General features: G+C 46.5%; 14 protein-coding genes. 8 read left to right on the top strand and 6 right to left on the bottom strand.

Annotated features, from left to right (window positions below; genetic code table 11):
• The 3 genes from degS to zapG form a co-directional block, all read right to left on the bottom strand.
• A partial coding sequence (gene degS, locus PSI17_RS13240; RefSeq protein WP_273552419.1) for an outer membrane-stress sensor serine endopeptidase DegS occupies window positions 1-1,053 on the bottom strand: 1,053 nt, incomplete at its 3' end.
• 142 nt (window positions 1,054-1,195) lie between these two features.
• On the bottom strand, window positions 1,196-2,575 hold the full coding sequence (locus tag PSI17_RS13235) for a Do family serine endopeptidase (protein ID WP_273552418.1): 1,380 nt from the start codon (window positions 2,573-2,575) through the stop codon (window positions 1,196-1,198).
• Window positions 2,576-2,887: 312 nt separating this feature from the next.
• A complete protein-coding gene (gene zapG, locus PSI17_RS13230; protein WP_273552417.1) occupies window positions 2,888-3,286 on the bottom strand; it encodes a Z-ring associated protein ZapG in 399 nt (132 codons plus the stop codon).
• Between the two features lie 280 nt (window positions 3,287-3,566).
• On the opposite strand from zapG, the gene zapE reads away from it, so the two are divergent.
• The 5 genes from zapE to sspB all read left to right on the top strand — a co-directional run bounded on the left by zapE (window position 3,567) and on the right by sspB (window position 7,338).
• Window positions 3,567-4,694 (top strand): cell division protein ZapE, encoded by a 1,128-nt coding sequence (zapE, locus tag PSI17_RS13225; protein WP_273552416.1) that lies wholly within the window; start codon window positions 3,567-3,569, stop codon window positions 4,692-4,694.
• Window positions 4,695-4,930: 236 nt separating this feature from the next.
• The gene (gene rplM, locus PSI17_RS13220; RefSeq protein WP_038259580.1) at window positions 4,931-5,359 is read left to right on the top strand and encodes a 50S ribosomal protein L13; all 429 of its coding nucleotides are present in this window, start codon (window positions 4,931-4,933) and stop codon (window positions 5,357-5,359) included.
• A gap of 15 nt (window positions 5,360-5,374) precedes the next feature.
• Window positions 5,375-5,767: a 30S ribosomal protein S9 gene (gene rpsI, locus PSI17_RS13215; RefSeq protein WP_273552415.1), complete on the top strand. Its 393-nt coding sequence runs from the start codon at window positions 5,375-5,377 to the stop codon at window positions 5,765-5,767.
• A 428-nt stretch (window positions 5,768-6,195) separates the two neighbouring features.
• Window positions 6,196-6,837, top strand: a complete 642-nt coding sequence (gene sspA / locus PSI17_RS13210) for a stringent starvation protein SspA (RefSeq protein WP_045972781.1) — start codon at window positions 6,196-6,198, stop codon at window positions 6,835-6,837.
• A 3-nt stretch (window positions 6,838-6,840) separates the two neighbouring features.
• Complete coding sequence (gene sspB, locus PSI17_RS13205) at window positions 6,841-7,338, top strand: ClpXP protease specificity-enhancing factor (RefSeq protein ID WP_273552414.1); 498 nt, start codon at window positions 6,841-6,843, stop codon at window positions 7,336-7,338.
• A gap of 215 nt (window positions 7,339-7,553) precedes the next feature.
• Here sspB and PSI17_RS13200 read toward each other — a convergent pair whose 3' ends face one another.
• The 3 genes from PSI17_RS13200 to gltB all read right to left on the bottom strand — a co-directional run bounded on the left by PSI17_RS13200 (window position 7,554) and on the right by gltB (window position 14,289).
• Window positions 7,554-8,063: a hypothetical protein gene (locus PSI17_RS13200; protein ID WP_273552413.1), complete on the bottom strand. Its 510-nt coding sequence runs from the start codon at window positions 8,061-8,063 to the stop codon at window positions 7,554-7,556.
• Window positions 8,064-8,402: 339 nt separating this feature from the next.
• Window positions 8,403-9,821 (bottom strand): FAD-dependent oxidoreductase, encoded by a 1,419-nt coding sequence (locus tag PSI17_RS13195; RefSeq protein WP_273552412.1) that lies wholly within the window; start codon window positions 9,819-9,821, stop codon window positions 8,403-8,405.
• A gap of 10 nt (window positions 9,822-9,831) precedes the next feature.
• Entirely contained in the window at window positions 9,832-14,289 is a 4,458-nt protein-coding gene (gene gltB, locus PSI17_RS13190; protein WP_273552411.1) for a glutamate synthase large subunit, read from the bottom strand.
• Between the two features lie 685 nt (window positions 14,290-14,974).
• Here gltB and arcB point away from each other — a divergent pair.
• The 3 genes from arcB (at window position 14,975) to mtgA (ending at window position 18,937) form a co-directional block, all read left to right on the top strand.
• Window positions 14,975-17,317, top strand: coding sequence for an aerobic respiration two-component sensor histidine kinase ArcB (gene arcB, locus PSI17_RS13185; RefSeq protein WP_273552410.1), 2,343 nt, complete (start codon window positions 14,975-14,977; stop codon window positions 17,315-17,317).
• A 236-nt stretch (window positions 17,318-17,553) separates the two neighbouring features.
• Complete coding sequence (gene elbB, locus PSI17_RS13180) at window positions 17,554-18,207, top strand: isoprenoid biosynthesis glyoxalase ElbB (RefSeq protein WP_273552409.1); 654 nt, start codon at window positions 17,554-17,556, stop codon at window positions 18,205-18,207.
• Between the two features lie 4 nt (window positions 18,208-18,211).
• The gene (gene mtgA, locus PSI17_RS13175) at window positions 18,212-18,937 is read left to right on the top strand and encodes a monofunctional biosynthetic peptidoglycan transglycosylase (RefSeq protein ID WP_273552408.1); all 726 of its coding nucleotides are present in this window, start codon (window positions 18,212-18,214) and stop codon (window positions 18,935-18,937) included.

Below are 18,937 nucleotides of genomic sequence, written 5' to 3'. Positions count from 1 at the left end.
ATCAAACTCATCAATGGTGACATTCAGTGTGAGGGAAGTTCCATCGCGCAGTACCGTGACAGGAACGACACTGCCCGGCCGAATTTCCGCGACGCGATCCATTGTTTCGACGGGTGAGATTGCCGGCTGGTGATTGACGCTGGTGATGATATCACCCACTTTGATACCCGCTTTTTCAGCAGGGCCATCTGGTGCAACCTGAAAAACACGCAACCCTTGAATTTGGTTGATATTGCTGCCTGATGAGCGAATATAGGGTAACTCTCTGGCGGTGATGCCGATATATCCTCTGGTCACTCGACCATCCCGGATCAACTTCTGCATAATTTTTGTCGCCAGTTTTGTTGGAATGGCAAATCCCAATCCTTCCGGTGTCGTACCAAACTCTGATTTATCGAACGTCAACGTATTGATACCGACTAATTCCCCTAGCGTATTGACCAAAGCACCACCAGAGTTACCTTGATTAATTGACGCATCTGTTTGCAGGAAATTCTGGCGGCGTGTTGGGCTAAGGCCGACGCGCCCAGTTGCACTGATAATGCCTTGTGTGATGGTTTGTCCCAAATTGAATGGATTGCCGATAGCCAGCACAATATCGCCCACATGAGCCACTCGGTTAGGATTGATTGGGATCACGGGAAGGTTTGTGGCATTAATTTTTAAGACGGCCAGATCGGTTGGGCCATCTGAGCCGACTAACAGCGCTTCATAAAAGCGCCCATCTTGCAATGCAACAATAATGGAACCGACTTTATTGATGACATGCCGGTTAGTGAGAATATAGCCCTGTTCACTCATGATGACACCGGAACCCAAGGGCAGGAGTTCCCGGCTTTCATGGGAAAGACTGCCCATGCTGCTGCTATAAATATTGACGACAGCAGGGGCTGCCCGGCGGACAGCTTTGCTGAAACTGGATATTTTATCGCTGTTGTTGTTGCCACCCAGAAAATCCGTTAAGCCGCTGGGACGCAGGGAGGGTATGGCAACCAACAAGATAGCTGCAATCAATAAGCCTATGAGTATAGAGCGCAATAACTTGATCAGCATGACATTATTCAGTAGTAAGTGATTGAATGAAGAATAGCACAGAAGTGGACAGACACAGCATCATACTGTGTCTGCCGGGATGCCATACCCTTTATCTCTTGCAGGTTGTGGTTTGGTTGGGTTGCAACGCGAAATTTATCAATTAATTACGCAGTAATAGATAAACATTATCGTCACCACGTAAGACGTTCAATGCGATAACAGAAGGCTTCTCCTCAGTGATCTTACGTAATTCACTGATATTTCGGACACGCACATTGTTGGCACCCACAATTAAGTCATCTTTTTGCAAACCCGACATGGCCGCAGGGGAATTCTGGATAATCGAATCCACTTTGATGCCCTGAGTTCTGTTGATGGTGGCATTGCTCAGGGTGGAACCTTGCAGGGCAAGGCTCAGTTTTTCTGCTTTAGTTGACTTGCCATCACTGTTATCCAAGATGACGGCGACTTCAAGGGGTTTCCCTTTGCGCAGCAGGCCAATTTTGATTTCTTTACCCGGCACTGTGGTACCCACTTTCGCCCGTAGTTCAGAAAAGCTGCTAATTTTCTTGCCATCAAAGGAAATCAGGACATCGCCGGGTTTGATCCCCGCTTTAGCGGCGGCCGATTTAGGCATCACCTCGCTGACGAATGCCCCTTGTTGAGCTTCAATGTTGAGTGCCTGGGCGATATCTGCGGTCATCTCGGTTCCCTTGATGCCGAGTATGCCGCGTTTGACTTCTCCGTGGGCAATGAGCTGGGCGGAAAGGGCCTTAGCCATATTACTTGGGATAGCAAACCCGATACCGACGTTACCCCCGCTTGGTGCGACAATAGCGGTGTTAATACCGATCAACTCGCCTTGCAGGTTAATCAGTGCGCCACCGGAGTTACCCCGGTTAATGGAGGCATCGGTCTGGATAAAGTTTTCCAAACCTTCCAGATTCAGGCCGCTGCGGCCAAGAGCGGAAATGATCCCGGATGTGACGGTTTGCCCTATGCCAAATGGGTTACCGATGGCTATCGCGTAATCGCCAACGTGTAATTGGTCAGAATCAGCGAACTTGATAGCAGTCAGGTTCTTGGCATCTTTCAATTGCAAAAGGGCAATGTCGGTTTGTGGATCAAGCCCAATGAGCTGTGCGGAGTATTTACGGCCATCGTTTAATTGGATACTGATTTTATTTGCATTATTGACAACGTGGCTGTTGGTCAAGACATAACCTTTATTGGCATCAATAATCACCCCGGAACCTAAGCCCGTGAATGGACGTTTTCTGGGTTCTTGTGGCGGAAAAGCAGGCCCGAAGAAGAACTGGAAATCATCGGGTAATTGAAGCTGTTGGTTTTGTACTTCTGTACCCGAAACATGAACAGTGACAACAGAAGGCAGCACTTTTTCCAGCATGGGGGCGAGGCTGGGTGATCCTTGAGCGGCCATTGCAGCAGGTAAGGCTGCATGACTTACCATTGGAACTGAAGCTAAAGACAGTCCGATACTAATAGCGAGTGCACTGAGCAATGTATTTTTTCTTTTCATGAATACGTTCTCTTAATACCTAAGCCAGAAAAGGAAATTTGTACTTGAGAGGCCTATCCTGCCGGGGATGTTAGCTAACCTGCGTGTTGGTCAACTTAAAAATCACGCTTATTTGGATAGGTTCTAAGCATAATTGTTTCGATGCTGTTATGACTACCAATTATTCAGCAAAGTTCACTGATAAAGTCGTTTCAATGCGTTTCTTTACAGGTATTTACGTGAATTAAAAATAAAAAACAAAACTTTTTCTATTAAATGAAAGATATCACAGAGCGCCGTGGCAGCGCTGGTTACCACGGCAAAGTTTATGCGTTATTTATCCTGAATAGGACGGAATAGGCCAGAGGCACCCTCAGAATAATCTCGTGGGGGCATGTTAGCCGCCACTTTGTTTGTCTCGGCGTCAGATTCGCCCAGACGATAATCGAAAGGATTATTCTGCACTGGCATGTCAGGCATCAGTTCATTAGAACTTTTGGCCATATGCTGATACAACTGACGGTAGTCACGCGCCATGTTGTCAAGTAATTCAGCGCTACGGGCGAAATGGCTGACCAGCTCTTTGCGGTATTCTTCCAATTCAGCCTGATTTTTCTCCAATTCAGCCTGTAGCGCATTTTGTTGGCGTAGTTTTGAGCTGCCAAAGCGGACAGCCAACGCGCCGACGATAAAACCAATGATTAATCCGATCAGTGCATATTCCCAAGTCATGGCAACTCCTTTAGTAACATCATTATTCTGCAATGTTCTAGAACCTTATCCCATATACTACAACTACTGGGATAGACTCTTGGTATCATGATCACCACTATAACCGTTAATTTAGCCAGAGTGGAATATTGATTATTATTTAATTAATTTATCTGCTACCTAATAGATTAATTTTATACGGCTTTTCCAAAGCGGGTAGTCAAAAATTCGTCGCTAAAAAATCGTAAGCATAGGTATAGCATAGATAAGTCGAATAAAAAATTTAAGGATTGTCACTTTCATGTCACCGATTACACCCTCATCTCTCTATCAATTAGCACTGTCTGATGGTCAGTATCAGCCTGATGAAGTACAGCGCAATACGGTTGAACGCCTGGATATCATTCATCGTGATCTCATCAATGCCCGATCTTGCCATACTCCGCAAGCCAATGGGCTGAAAGGCATATTGGGCAAATTGTTTAGCCGGCAAGCCCCTGAACCCTGCCGCCCTGTTCAAGGGCTTTATATGTGGGGAGGTGTTGGACGTGGAAAAACGTGGTTGATGGATATGTTTTACCAGAGTTTGCCTACTGAACGAAAACTGCGTCTCCATTTTCACCGTTTTATGTTGCGGGTACATGAAGAACTCACCACGTTACAAGGGCATGAGAACCCTTTGGAGATCATCGCTGATGGTTTCAAGGCGCAGACTGATATCCTCTGTTTTGATGAGTTTTTTGTCTCTGACATTACGGATGCCATGATCCTCGGCACCCTGCTGGAGGCTCTGTTTGCACGGGGAATTGGCTTGGTGGCAACATCCAACATTCCACCGGACGAACTATACCGGAATGGATTGCAGCGGGCGCGGTTTCTGCCTGCCATTGAGCAGATCAAAAAATATTGCGATGTGATGAATGTGGATGCCGGTATCGATTATCGCTTACGGACACTGACTCAGGCGCATCTTTACCTGACGCCATTATCAGAAAAAAACCGGCAGGCGATGCGGGACATGTTCCAGCGTTTGGCCGGACGAGAAGGGGAGCAGAATCCGGTCTTGGAAATCAACCATCGTGACATGCCTGCAATCCGTTGTGTTGATGGGATGTTGGCCATCCATTTCAAAACACTGTGCGAAGATCCCCGCAGCCAACTGGACTATATTGCCTTGTCGAAACTTTATCATTCTGTTTTTTTACATGATATGCCCGTTATGACGGTATTGAATGAAAATGCGGCGCGGCGTTTTATCGCACTGGTGGATGAATTCTATGAACGTCATGTGAAACTCATCATCAATGCTGATGCGCCGATGGAACAGATTTATCAAGGTGAGTTATTGACGTTTGAATATCGGCGCTGCCTGTCCCGGTTGCAGGAAATGCAAAGTGAGGAATACCTGAAACTTCCGCATTTACCCTGATTTCTTTATCAATGGGATAATTATTGAATTTGGGGTCGATTTTTTATGATGAGTTCTCTATAATCTTGCGACCCCACGTTACGAGCAGGATTTTTTTATTCCCAAAAAACTTGCAATAGTGCCGGCATAGGCTATTCGAAGGGGTAGGTTTGCTGGACATGAGTCGTGTGAACCTCAAAACAGTTTCTGAACATCGAGTGTTCACCAACATGTAACTTATAATTGGGTAAGCTTTAATGAAAACTTTTACAGCTAAACCAGAAACCGTAAAACGCGACTGGTATGTTGTTGATGCAGATGGCAAAACTTTAGGCCGTCTTGCAACTGAAATCGCTCGTCGCCTGCGCGGCAAGCACAAAGCGGAATACACTCCGCACGTTGATACTGGTGATTACATCATTATTGTGAACGCAGAAAAAGTTGCTGTGACTGGCAACAAACGTGCTGACAAAATCTATTATCACCACACTGGCCACATCGGTGGTATCAAGCAAGCGACCTTTGAAGAGATGATTGCCCGCCGTCCTGAGCGTGTCATTGAAATCGCGGTTAAAGGCATGCTGCCAAAAGGGCCACTGGGTCGTGCAATGTACCGTAAACTGAAAGTTTACGCGGGCAGCGAGCACAACCACGCGGCACAGCAACCACAAGTTCTGGACATTTAATCGGGATTATAGGCAATGGCTGAAAATCAATACTACGGCACTGGTCGCCGCAAAAGCTCCTCCGCTCGTGTCTTCATTAAGCCAGGTAGCGGTAACATCGTCATCAACCAACGCAGCCTCGAAGTTTACTTCGGTCGTGAAACTGCGCGCATGGTTGTTCGTCAGCCACTTGAGCTGGCTGATATGATGAACAAACTGGATCTGTACATCACTGTTAAAGGTGGTGGTATTTCTGGTCAGGCAGGCGCAATCCGTCACGGTATCACCCGTGCACTGATGGCTTATGACGAGACTCTGCGTTCTGAACTTCGCAAAGCTGGCTTCGTGACTCGCGATGCTCGTGAAGTTGAACGTAAAAAAGTGGGTCTGCGCAAAGCACGTCGTCGTCCACAGTTCTCCAAACGTTAATTTATTGCCACCGTTGTGGCAGTGGGTTAAAGTTAAAAACCCGTCATTTTTATGGCGGGTTTTTTATTCCTTCCGCTCTTTCACTCTTCGATAATTCTCTATTTTTGGTAAAAAAATAGCATAATTGAGAAATAAATTTCCAAACTCTAATATTTCATCATTAATTCTCAATGTACTTCCTCACAAAATGCGCAAAATCTGGTAGACTAGTAGCAATTTTTTGCCTTATCCATGAATTTGCCTGATTTGGCAGAGGTAAAATATATCCCCAACGAATTTCTGGTCACAGCCAATAAAACGCTCACCGGAAGATAAAAGGGATAACCTCGGATCATTAAGTGCGAAACAGGATGAGAATATGAGCGAGAATAGCCGCTGTTCATTGAAGGGCTGTTCGTTCCTTTTTTTAGATAAACTTGGAGGTTTTCATGGCTGTCGCTGCCAACAAACGTTCGGTAATGACTCTGTTTTCCGGCCCGACCGACATTTTTAGCCATCAAGTGCGAATTGTACTGGCGGAAAAAGGGGTCAGCGTAGAGATTGAACACGTTGAAGCAGGTAACTTACCTCAGGATTTGATTGACCTGAATCCTTACCAGTCGGTTCCTACTCTCGTCGATCGTGAGCTGACCCTGTATGATTCTCGCATCATTATGGAATATCTGGATGAGCGTTTCCCGCATCCACCACTCATGCCTGTGTATCCTGTCGCACGTGGTTCAAGCCGCCTGATGATGCATAGAATTGAAAAAGACTGGTATTCCCTGATGTACAAAATTCAGGAAGGCAGTGTGCAGGAAGCAAATGCTGCACGTAAACAGCTTGCTGAAGAATTGTTGGCTATTGGGCCGATTTTCAGAGAAATGCCTTTCTTCATGAGTGAAGAATTCAGCTTGGTGGATTGTTATTTGTCTCCGCTGCTGTGGCGTTTGCCTGTCTTGGGGGTTGAGCTGTCAGGCTCAGGTGCAAAAGATCTTCAAATCTATATGCAGCGTGTGTTTGAACGTGACGCATTCTTGGCTTCACTGACGGAAGCAGAACGTGAAATGCGTTTACAATCACGGAGTTAATATATGGAGATGACTCAAATGTCTCCACGCCGCCCCTATCTGTTACGGGCACATTATGAATGGCTGTTGGATAATGACATGACCCCGCATATTGTTGTGGATATTAACTTTTATGGCGTTAATGTCCCGCTGGAATATGCACAAAATGGGCAAATTATTTTGAATATCTCGCCGAGAGCGGTTGGCAATTTACAATTGACGAACGATGAAGTGAGGTTCAATGCCCGGTTTGGTGGTGTTGCCCGTCAAGTCAATGTTCCGATGGCTGCTGTGATTGCGGTTTATGCCCGTGAAAATGGCGCCGGCATGATGTTTGAGCCAGAACTCGCCTATGACGCGGATAATACTGAGTCAGAAGAAACGGATACACCGACAGCAGATAATCTGGTGCTTATCCATAATAGTCAGCATGATAGAAAAGCATCTCACGATAGTGATTTGCCGGATGACGAACCACCTCAACCGCCGAAAGGCCGCCCAACCTTGCGCGTCGTAAAATAATTGTTCAAAGTTCATGCCGAATAGATTTCAGGTTGCATCCGGCAAGGCTGCGGCTTGAAATATGAAGGGGTTCGTCAGGAACAAAAATAGAGGAGACATTAAATCTCCTCTATTTTTTATGACTCTTTTCTCGTACTGCCGGGCAATACTGCCAGTGATTAATAATATAATAAGTTATTAATATTATGAGTTATTAACACAGTGAGTCATTAATACTATAAATAAGTGCTATGCGCTTGCTCAAATGCCCATATACAGGATTCGATATTATTTCGATCTTTTCCCTTATTCGCTTTTTCCGCTGCCTTTAAGCTCCCTATCATTTTCTTAGCAAATGCCCTTTGTTGATTCAGTCCGGTGATCGTGGGTGGCATATTGCAGATATCAGTGAATGAGAGTGAGCGGTGTGTTTTTGCCAATGCTAATACCTCTACAGGATTTTCAATTAAAGCCATCGATAAAGCATTAATGATTTTCTGGGAAAACGCGGGATGGATATTCGGGGCGAGTTTAAAAGCAACTTGCAGCCATTGTTTATCACCGGTCGAAATATGATGGATAATTTGATCCTGCTCATATTCCGCGTTTATCTCAGCCACCACAGAATTGACGCCTCTTTCTTGGACTTGCTGAAAAATTTTTTCAGGCGTAGAGAATCTGGCAAGTGAAGGCAAACTTATCAAGGAGATGAAAAAGAAGGAGAGTATCTGTATGGGTAAACGCATATATTTCTACCTGTTATTATCACTTTAATGGTTTTTTATTTCACTGCTATTTAATCAGTTACGCTAAGTAATTTTCTTTCCGAAAAAAAGAAAACTTATCGCTGTATTACGGTATTGCACTATTGTTGTACTGCTATAATGAACGGGAGATTAAATCGATATATTTAACTTTAGCGTATAAGAATAGTCGCATAAATCCCAAAAATACAACTAATCTGGTAGTAAAAGAAAATAAAAAAATGGTGGTGTTTTTATTTTTGAGATCTTCTCCGGCTAAAGGGCCGGAGAAGTCATTAGGAAGAGGAATGAAATACTGCTATGGGGGACTACAACGGAATATTACACTTCAAGATAATCGAGAATACCGAAAGCGGCTCTTCTGCCTTCATCAATGGCGGTCACAACCAAGTCGGAACCACGTACAGCGTCCCCACCCGCGAATATCTTGGGGTTACTGGTTTGGAAAGGCAGGCTACTGGATCCAGGCGCTATAATGCGGCCTTTTTGATCGAGCCTGACGTGATGTTCATCCAGCCAGCTCATCGTGTGAGGTTTGAAACCAAATGCCATGATCACCGCATCGGCGTCTAGCAAAAACTCGGAACCTTGAACGATTTCAGCCTGACGACGGCCGTTTTCATCGACGGCACCCAGTTGTGTTTTTACCACTTTGACACCACAAACCTGCCCTGCACTGTTCACCTCAATGCGCATTGGCTGGAGGTTAAAGTGAAACTCAACACCTTCTTCTTTCGCATTTTTGACTTCACGGCGGGAGCCGGGCATATTTTCTTCATCCCGCCGATAGGCACAGATAACACGGGCTGCATCTTGGCGAATCGAAGTACGAACGCAGTCCATTGCGGTATCACCACCGCCCAGTACCAAAACACGTTTACCCTTCATATCAATATAAGGCTGTTCAGGCAGAGAAGGATAATCCATCAAATGACGGGTGTTGGCGATGAGAAAAGGCAAGGCGTCATATACCCCGTCAGCGTTTTCATTCTCCAGCCCGCCGTGGATGGATTGATAGGTGCCAACGCCAAGAAATACAGCATCAAATTCTTTTTTGAGTTCGGCCAGCGTGGTGTCTCGGCCTATCTCGGTATTTAGGCGGAATTCAATCCCCATTCCGGAAAACATTTCACGGCGGCGGATCATCACCTCTTTTTCCAGTTTAAAGGCGGGAATACCAAATGTGAGCAAGCCGCCAATCTCAGGATGGCGATCATAAACCACCACTTGTACCCCGTTACGGGTCAGGACATCTGCACAAGCCAGTCCTGCCGGCCCAGCACCAATCACGGCAACACGTTTACCTGTCGGGATAACATGCGACAGATCCGGTTTCCAGCCCATCGCGATAGCGGTATCGTTAATGTAGCGCTCAATATTGCCGATGGTGACAGCACCAAAGTCGTCATTCAGGGTGCAAGCCCCTTCGCACAGGCGATCTTGCGGACAGACCCGTCCACAGACCTCGGGTAAGCTGTTGGTCTGGTGTGATAACTCTGCGGCTTCAATGATGCGCCCTTCATTGGCAAGTTTCAGCCAATTCGGAATATAGTTATGTACAGGGCACTTCCATTCACAATAGGGGTTACCACAAGAAAGGCAGCGATCGGCTTGTGCCTGTGCCTGAATTTCAGCAAAGGGTTCATAAATTTCAACAAACTCTATTTTTCTGATTTTTAATGACTTTTTCGGTGGATCGACGCGCTGTAAGTCGATAAATTGATAAACATTCTGACTCATTATTCACTCCTTACTGTGCCTGAACCCGCAGTTCTGCCGAAGAACGGCTACGGTGCCCCAACAATGCGTTAATATCACTGGATTTAGGTTTGACCAACGCGAATTTATTGACCCATTGAGACCAATTTTCCAAGATGCCTTCACCGTGTTGAGAATTTGTCAGGCGCACATGTTCGGTGATTAACCCCCGCAGATGCTCTTTATGAATAGCAAGGGTATCTATTGAGAGCACTTCCACCAGTTCGGGATTGACACGCTTGCGGAAGTCATCAAATTCATCAAGCACATAAGCAAACCCCCCTGTCATGCCGGCACCAAAATTGACGCCAGTGCTGCCCAGCACACAGACGATCCCGCCGGTCATGTATTCACAGCCATTGTCGCCGATCCCTTCAATCACGCTAATGGCACCTGAATTACGTACAGCGAAACGTTCACCGGCATGCCCGGCAGCAAAGAGTTTCCCGCCTGTTGCACCATAAAGGCAGGTATTGCCGATAATTGTGGTTTCGTGACTTTTAAATGCCGAACCGACGGGAGGAAGGATCGCAATGCAGCCGCCAGCCATCCCTTTACCGACATAATCATTGGCATCGCCGATTAAAGTCAGTTCGACACCGGCCGCGTTCCAGACCCCAAAACTTTGCCCGGCGGTTCCATTGAAATTCAGTTTGATTGGATCGGCAGCCCGCCCCTGATCACCATACCGAGCCGCAATCTCACCGGAGAGAGAGGCACCCACCGAGCGATCCGTATTTTGGATATCAAAATAGAATGCCTTGCTTTGCGCGTTTTCCACATAAGGCATCGCTTGGGTGACGATTAATTTATTCAGCGTCCCTTGGTCAAAAGGAGGGTTACCTTCTGTGCAATGCAGCGCTTTACCCGCGTGAGGCTCTGCCGTTTCCAGCAAGGGTGCAAGATTGAGCTTGCTTTGCTTGGCAGAAATTCCCTCAAGTATTTCCAGCAAGTCTGTCCGGCCAATCAGGTCAGTCAGTTTTTTCACCCCTAATTGCGCCATCAACTCGCGTGTTTCCTGCGCAATAAAGCGGAAATAATGAATGACGCGTTCTGGCAGGCCGTGATAATGAGATTGGCGCAGCTTTTCGTCTTGGGTAGCAACACCGGTAGCACAGTTATTTAAGTGGCAGATCCGCAGGTATTTACAGCCAAGGGCAACCATGGGGCCAGTGCCAAAACCGAAACTTTCGGCACCTAAAATCGCCGCCTTGATGATATCCAGCCCGGTTTTCAACCCCCCATCAACCTGAAGGCGGATTTTATGGCGCAGCCCGTTGGCAACCAGCGCTTGTTGGGTTTCCACGAGTCCCAATTCCCACGGGCAACCTGCATATTTGACCGAAGACAGCGGGCTTGCCCCTGTTCCGCCATCATAACCGGCAATGGTGATCAGGTCGGCATAGGCTTTGGCAACACCGGTGGCAATGGTGCCTACGCCGGGTTCGGAAACCAGTTTGACCGAGATCAGCGCCTTCGGATTTACCTGCTTAAGATCGAAAATCAATTGGGCCAGATCTTCAATTGAATAAATATCGTGATGGGGCGGCGGAGAAATCAGCGTGACTCCCGGAACCGAGTAGCGCAGCTTGGCAATATAAGGCGTGACCTTATCCCCCGGCAATTGGCCGCCTTCCCCGGGTTTTGCGCCTTGGGCAACTTTTATCTGGATCACATCGGCACTGGCTAAGTACGCTGGCGTCACTCCAAATCGGCCGGAGGCGACTTGCTTAATGCGGGAAACTTTCTTGGTATGATAACGCGCAGGATCTTCTCCGCCTTCGCCGGAGTTGGAAAAACCGCCCAGCGTATTCATCGCTTCTGCCAGTGCCTCATGGGCTTCCGGGCTGAGTGCGCCAATTGACATGGCTGCGGTATCAAAACGCTTAAACAGGGCTTCTGCCGGCTCAACATCGTCAAGGTTAATCGGCGCATCTTTAGGCGCAAGAGTCAGCAGATCCCGCAAGGTTGTGATGGGACGCCCATTAACCAGCTCGGCATATTTCAGGTAATCACGGTAATTGCCACTGTGAACGGCGGCCTGCAACGTACTGACAATATCAGGGTTATAAGCGTGATATTCCCCATTATGCACATATTTTAGCAGTCCCCCTTGATCGATGGCGTGGCGATGCAGCCATGCCCGTTTGGCAAGATTACGCAGATCTTGCTCAAAATCGCTGAAATCTGCCCCGCCAATGCGGCTGGCGACGCCATTGAAGCAGAACTCTGTCACATCGGGATGCAAACCGACAGCTTCAAACAATTTAGAGCAGCGATAAGAGGAGATGGTAGAGATGCCCATTTTGGACATAATCTTATACAGCCCCTTATTAATGCCATTGCGATAATTCAGCATCACGCGGGCATAGGGCGTATTGATGGTGCCGTCATCCACCATTTTTCCCAGTGACTCATAGGCGAGATAGGGGTAAACCGCAGTAGCGCCAAAACCGATCAAGACCGCAAAATGGTGTGGATCACGCGCACTGGCGGTTTCGACGATCAAATTGGTATCGCAGCGCAGGTTTTTCTCAACCAGACAGTGTTGGATCGCCCCGACCGCCATGGGCGCAGGGATTGGTACATTTTCCGGTGAAATATTGCGATCGGACAGCACCAGCAATACAGCACCGTGGCGGGCAAGCTCTTCCGCCCTTTCACATAAAGCTGAAACAGCGCGTTTTAGCGTGATCTCTTGGGGATTGAAGGTCAAATCCAAGCGTTCAGCGCGATAATAGGATTCCTGATGGGTTGTCAGTTGCACAAAATCGGAGTAGAGCAGAACCGGCGATGCAAAACACAGCCGATGAGCCTGCCCTTCTGCTTCACAAAAGACATTCATTTCCCGGCCGATACGCGTCGCCAGAGACATCACATGGGCTTCACGCAAGGGATCGATGGGCGGATTGGTCACTTGGGCGAACTGCTGACGAAAATAGTCGTAGATAATGCGTGGGCGGCTGGAAAGCACAGCCAGCGGCGTATCATCGCCCATTGAACCTGTCGCTTCTTGGGCGTTTTCACCGAAGGTACGGATAATTTGATCCAATTCCTCATTACTGTAGGCAAACTGTTTGTGATAAGTCGCCAACAAGTGATCATCCAAATCTCTCTGCCCGACCTGTTCTTCCGGCAACGCTTCAAATGGAATCAAGCGCTTGACGTTTTTCTCCAGCCACTCTTTATAAGGATGGCGGCTTTTCAAATCATTATCCGTTTCAGCAGAGTGGAGAATACGGCCCTCATAGGTATCGATGACCATTAATTCACCAGGTCCAACACGGCCTTTCTCGACAACTTCATCGGGTTGGTAATCCCAGATACCGATTTCGGAAGCACAGGTAATCAGCTTATCTTTGGTGATCACATAACGGGCAGGGCGCAGGCCATTGCGATCCAGATTACAGGCGGCATAGCGCCCATCGGAAATCACGATGCCGGCCGGCCCATCCCAAGGTTCCATGTGCATGGAATTAAAATCGAAGAACGCCCGCAGATCATCATCCATATCCGGATTATTTTGCCATGCCGGTGGAACGAGCAAACGCATTGCACGGATTAAATCCATCCCCCCATTGAGAAACAGTTCCAGCATATTATCCAGTGAACTGGAATCAGACCCTGTTTCATTCACAAAAGGCGCGGCAGTCTGTAAATCAGGGATAAGGGGGGTGCGGAATTTATAGGCTCGCGCCTTGGCCCACTCACGGTTTCCCGTAATGGTGTTGATTTCCCCATTGTGCGCCAGATAGCGAAAGGGTTGTGCCAGCGGCCAGCGGGGAACGGTGTTGGTTGAAAAGCGCTGATGGAACAAACAAATAGAAGATTCCATGCGCAAATCGGCTAAATCAGGGTAGAAACGCGGTAAATCCGCCGCCATGCACAGCCCTTTATAAATGGTCACCAGATTGGACAGGCTGCAAATATAAAAGTCGTTATCGGTGATGCGTTTTTCGATGCGGCGACGGGAAACGAACAGGCGACGTTCCAGATCTTGCGCCCGCCATCCGGCGGGGGCATTGATAAAGACTTGTTCAATACGGGGGAGGCTGGATAAGGCAATCTCACCTAAGATATCGCGATTAATAGGGACTTCCCGCCAACCCACAATGGACAGGGTTTCATGTTGTAATTCCTGTTCGATAATATCACGACATGATTGGGCGATTTTGGCATCCTGACTGAGAAACAGCATGCCGACAGCATAATTTTTAGCGAGCCGCCATGACTGCTCGTTGGCGATCATTTGAAAGAAACGGTCTGGCTTCTGCATCAACAGGCCACAGCCGTCCCCGGTTTTCCCATCCGCCAGAATCGCACCGCGGTGCTGCATCCGAGCCAGTGCGTGTATGGCGGTGCGCACCACCTTGTGGCTTGGCTCTCCTTCAATATGTGCGATTAATCCAAAGCCACAGTTATCTTTTTCCTGCAATCTATTATACAACATTGTAAAGCTCCCCAAGTTCTGTCCGACTTTCTGTCTGACTCTCACATTCATCCGCGAGATGGTATAGAGATATATTATTTCTACAGGCGTCTAATTTGCGCCCTCAGCAAAACGCCGCTTGTGTTATTGGCATTAACAAGCGGTAGGTCAAATGATGTTATGTCATCGGTTGTCACTGCATAAATATGAGTCAGATAATTCTCTGACGGGTGATTTTCAGTGAATTCCCAACTTAACGGTAAAAGTAGAGTAGGTCAAATAGTGTTAAATCGGGTTTTTTGTCGATATTTTCTCTTTATTTTGTTGTTTTTAATGAGTAAATGGCGTTTTTTTTGATTTTGTGACTAAGATCATCTCTCTTAAATGATGTGAGTTATATCACTAAAATCACCACATTATCTATTTTATATATGCTTTAAAACGTATCATTTTCGATATTTTAATCTGGTATTTCATTATAAGTTGGATTTATATTGCATATTTTTTGGTTTCTAAGAGAATGCGGTTGGTTGTTTTTTCATCTAAAAAAGCATGCTTGAAGCTTAATTGCATAATTATTCTGATTATTTGATGTTTTATTCCTCATCGGAAATTAAGGGTGATATCCCTTAACGAAGTTGGGATTTTTTTACGTTATGATTCAACTTGGTGACTTTGGCTGGGAATAATTTTACTGGGAGCGGTTATGAAACTCATTCGGGGGCTTGCCCAATATTATGTCGATTTGATGATGAAACTGGGGCTGGTGCGCTTTTCGATATTACTTGCATCGGTGTTGGTGATCCTTGCGATGGCGATGCAGATGGCGGTGACATTCGTACTGCATGGAGAAGTACAGGGTATTGATTTAATTCGCTCCATCTTTTTTGGTCTGTTAATTACCCCTTGGGCGGTCTATTTTCTTTCCGTCGTCGTCGAACAGCTTGAAGAGTCCCGTCAGCGCTTATCGAGCCTGGTCGCAAAACTTGAAGAAATGCGTCAGCGTGATGCAACATTAAACCAACAACTCAAAGAAAACATTGCGCAATTGAATCAGGAGATCAATGACAGGGAAAAGGCGGAAAAAGCCCATTTGATTTTGCTGGATAAACTCAAATTGGAAATGGAACACCGTGAAAAAACCCAGATTGAGCTTGAGCAGCAATCCGTGCTCTTGCGTTCATTTCTGGATGCCTCCCCCGATTTGGTTTATTACCGCAATGAAGATAATGAATTTTCCGGCTGTAACAGGGCGATGGAGTTGCTGACAGGCAAAAGCGAAAAACAGCTCATTGGCCTGACACCAACGGAAGTTTACGATAAAGAAATTGCCAGTAAGGTGATGGAAACCGACGAAAAAGTCTTTCGCCACAATGTCTCCCTGACTTATGAGCAATGGCTGGTTTATCCCGATGGGCGCAAAGCCTGTTTTGAACTCAGGAAAGTGCCTTTTTATGATCGCGTTGGCAAGCGACATGGGTTAATGGGATTCGGGCGCGATATCACGGAGCGTAAGCGCTATCAGGATGCGTTGGAGAACGCCAGCAGGGATAAGACGACGTTTATCTCCACGATTAGCCATGAGCTTCGTACGCCTTTAAATGGCATTGTGGGTTTAAGCCGGATCTTGCTGGATACCGACTTAACCCCAGAGCAAGGTAAATACTTGGAAACGATCCATGTCAGCGCCATTACTTTGGGTAATATTTTCAATGATATCATTGAATTAGATAAAATTGAGCGCCGTAAAATCCAACTTGATAACCAACCGGTTGATTTCACGGGGTTTATGACAGATTTGGAGAACATTTCAGGCTTATTGGCACAGCCGAAAGGGATTAAATTTGTTCTGGAACCAGAGCAACCATTACCCGCCAAAGTCCTGGCCGATGGAACCCGTTTGCGGCAAATCTTGTGGAACCTGATCAGCAATGCTGTGAAATTTACCCCTCAAGGTGAGATTAAGGTGCGTATCTGGCGTGAAGAGGGAGGGCGCTTATTATTTGAAGTGACGGACTCCGGCATTGGCATTCCTGCTGACGAGCTGGAAAAAATCTTCGCCATGTATTATCAGGTTAAAGACAGTGCTGGCGGACGCCCTGCCACCGGAACCGGGATTGGCCTTGCTGTCTCGAAGCGCCTTGCTCAAAGCATGGGCGGGGACATTGTGGTGAAGAGTGCGTTAGGCAAAGGTTCTTGTTTTACGCTGTCTGTCGTTGCGCCTGCTATTGATGAACAGCCAGAAGGGAAGGTGGAACCAGACACCCTGCCGTTACCGGCACTTAACATTTTACTGGTCGAAGATATTGAATTGAACGTCATTGTGGCCCGTTCCGTACTGGAGAAATTGGGGAACAGTGTGGATGTCGCCATGAATGGCCATGATGCACTGGCCATGTTTGATCCTGATGAATATGACTTAGTGCTACTGGATATCCAATTGCCGGATATGACGGGGCTGGATATCGCCCGTCAATTGCACCAGCGTTATCCTTCCCAATCCTTGCCGCCTTTGATCGCCCTGACGGCGAATGTATTAAAGGATAAAAAAGAATACCTTGATGCCGGTATGAATGGGGTACTCAATAAGCCTTTATCCGTCAAGGAATTAACAGCCGTGATAGAACAATATTGGAGTAAGGGCGCTGGATCTGAAAACACCTTACCGGCGGAAATAGAGAGTGTGGAGCAGGGTGAAGAGCGGCTGGATACGGAAATGCTTAACCAATATATCGAACTGGTCGGGGCAAAAATGATTGCCGACAACCTGACCATTTTTGAAACCATGATGCCAAATTACCTTGCTTTGCTGGACTCCAATATGACGGCCAGAGATCAAAAAGGGATCACGGAAGAAGCGCATAAGATTAAAGGCGCGGCGGGTTCAGTCGGATTACGCCATTTGCAGCAATTGGCGCAACACATTCAGTCACCGGATTTACCTGCATGGTGGGATAATGTTCAGGAATGGGTGGATGAGTTAAAGTCGGAGTGGAAGAAAGATATAGAAATATTGAGAAATTGGTTATCAAGCGTTACAAAAAAATAACCCCAACCGAAGTTGGGGTGCGCTAATACTGCGCCAACACCAGGGAAACTTGTTTGCCCGCTTATCTATGGTTTATTTTCGACGCGAGCAGTTAAAGAATTCTTTCACACAGAACACAAGTACCAACATAGCAAAGATAAGAATTTTTGTTACAAGATTCATTAAAATCTGTGATGAAGATTGGTGTTTAACCCTCTAAGGGGTTAAGCATTAATCTACTACAAATGGAGAGAAATATGAAATCTGTTGCCGTTATATTGAGTGGGTGTGGCGTGTACGACGGAAGTGAGATCCACGAATCAGTTCTGACTATGCTCTCTTTAAGCCGTCTTGGCGCCAAAGTGTCTTTTTTTTCGCCTGATGAGGTACAACATCATGTTATTAATCACCTTAATGGCGAAGAGAAACCAGAAAGCCGCTACATCATGGAAGAGTCAGCCCGCATAACACGGGGAAATATACAGCCTTTATCCAAAGTTAATATCAATGAGTTGGATGCGTTAATTATTCCCGGTGGTTTTGGCGCGGTTAAAAATTTATGTAATTTCGCATTCAAAGGATCGGATTGTGAAATAAATAAGGAATTATTAAGTATCGTGCAGGGCATGCACCAGCAAGGTAAGCCAATGGGGTTTATGTGCATCTCCCCGGTGATGGTACCTAAAATATTAGGCAAACCGATAAAAGTCACCATTGGTAATGATCCAGAAACCGTGACTCAAATAGAGCGAATGGGCGGGGTACACATTGAGTGTCCGGTTGATGACATTGTTATTGATTTTGAACACAAAATTGTAACAACGCCCGCTTATATGCTTGCCGAATCTTTGGCTCAGGCAGAAAAGGGAATTGATAAATTGGTGAGAAAAATATTGGAAATGATTGAGTAAGCGGATGGGAAATCCTTTTTCAATATTGTGGCGCTGGCTGAAAAAAATTGTCGTGTCGATCACAGTTCTGTGGTTTGTGGCTGTCATCGCTTTTTCATTTCTGCCGGTTCCGTTTTCCATGATAATGATTGAGAGACAAATTGCAGCCTTAACGTCAATTAATTTCTCTTATGTTTCTCATTCCTCATGGGTGGATCAGAAGCAAATTTCACCCTATATGGCATTAGCTGTTATGGCCGCAGAAGATCAAAAATTCCCAAAACATTGGGGATTTGATTTTGATGCTATCGAAACTGCTATGGCATATAACAAAAAATATCAGAAGCGAATTCGGGGGGCGTCAACAATTTCCCAGCAAACCAGCAAAAATTTGTTTCTCTGGGAAGGGCGTAGTTGGGTAAGGAAGGGGTTAGAGGCGGGAATGACCACCGTGTTAGAATTATTGTGGTCAAAGCAACGTATTTTAACGGTCTATCTTAACATTGCTGAGTTTGGCGATGGCATTTTTGGTGTTGAGGAAGCCGCCCAGCGTTATTTTGGCAAATCTGCCTCTCGATTAACGGCTTCTGAATCTGCATTGCTCGCTGCTGTACTGCCGAACCCGCATCGTTATAAAGTGAACGCCCCCTCCAGATATGTACTGCAACGTCAACAATGGATTTTGCGGCAAATGCAGTTAATGGGAGGCGTGAATTATTTGAAACAAAATGATTTGCAATGGGAGAGATAA

Source organism: Xenorhabdus sp. IM139775, assembly GCF_028598745.1.
Lineage (GTDB): Bacteria > Pseudomonadota > Gammaproteobacteria > Enterobacterales > Enterobacteriaceae > Xenorhabdus.
The sequence above is the reverse complement of the archived record's forward strand: the minus strand, read 5'-3'. Positions and strand labels throughout refer to the sequence as shown.

Excerpts from the sequence above, each read along its gene's own strand:
- PSI17_RS13235 (WP_273552418.1), bottom strand. The coding sequence starts at position 2,575 with ATGAAAAGAAAAAATACATTGCTCAGTGCACTCGCTATTAGTATCGGA.
- zapG (WP_273552417.1), bottom strand. The coding sequence starts at position 3,286 with ATGACTTGGGAATATGCACTGATCGGATTAATCATTGGTTTTATCGTC.
- zapE (WP_273552416.1), top strand. The coding sequence starts at position 3,567 with ATGTCACCGATTACACCCTCATCTCTCTATCAATTAGCACTGTCTGAT.
- rplM (WP_038259580.1), top strand. The coding sequence starts at position 4,931 with ATGAAAACTTTTACAGCTAAACCAGAAACCGTAAAACGCGACTGGTAT.
- rpsI (WP_273552415.1), top strand. The coding sequence starts at position 5,375 with ATGGCTGAAAATCAATACTACGGCACTGGTCGCCGCAAAAGCTCCTCC.
- sspA (WP_045972781.1), top strand. The coding sequence starts at position 6,196 with ATGGCTGTCGCTGCCAACAAACGTTCGGTAATGACTCTGTTTTCCGGC.
- sspB (WP_273552414.1), top strand. The coding sequence starts at position 6,841 with ATGGAGATGACTCAAATGTCTCCACGCCGCCCCTATCTGTTACGGGCA.
- PSI17_RS13200 (WP_273552413.1), bottom strand. The coding sequence starts at position 8,063 with ATGCGTTTACCCATACAGATACTCTCCTTCTTTTTCATCTCCTTGATA.
- PSI17_RS13195 (WP_273552412.1), bottom strand. The coding sequence starts at position 9,821 with ATGAGTCAGAATGTTTATCAATTTATCGACTTACAGCGCGTCGATCCA.
- gltB (WP_273552411.1), bottom strand. The coding sequence starts at position 14,289 with ATGTTGTATAATAGATTGCAGGAAAAAGATAACTGTGGCTTTGGATTA.
- arcB (WP_273552410.1), top strand. The coding sequence starts at position 14,975 with ATGAAACTCATTCGGGGGCTTGCCCAATATTATGTCGATTTGATGATG.
- elbB (WP_273552409.1), top strand. The coding sequence starts at position 17,554 with ATGAAATCTGTTGCCGTTATATTGAGTGGGTGTGGCGTGTACGACGGA.
- mtgA (WP_273552408.1), top strand. The coding sequence starts at position 18,212 with ATGGGAAATCCTTTTTCAATATTGTGGCGCTGGCTGAAAAAAATTGTC.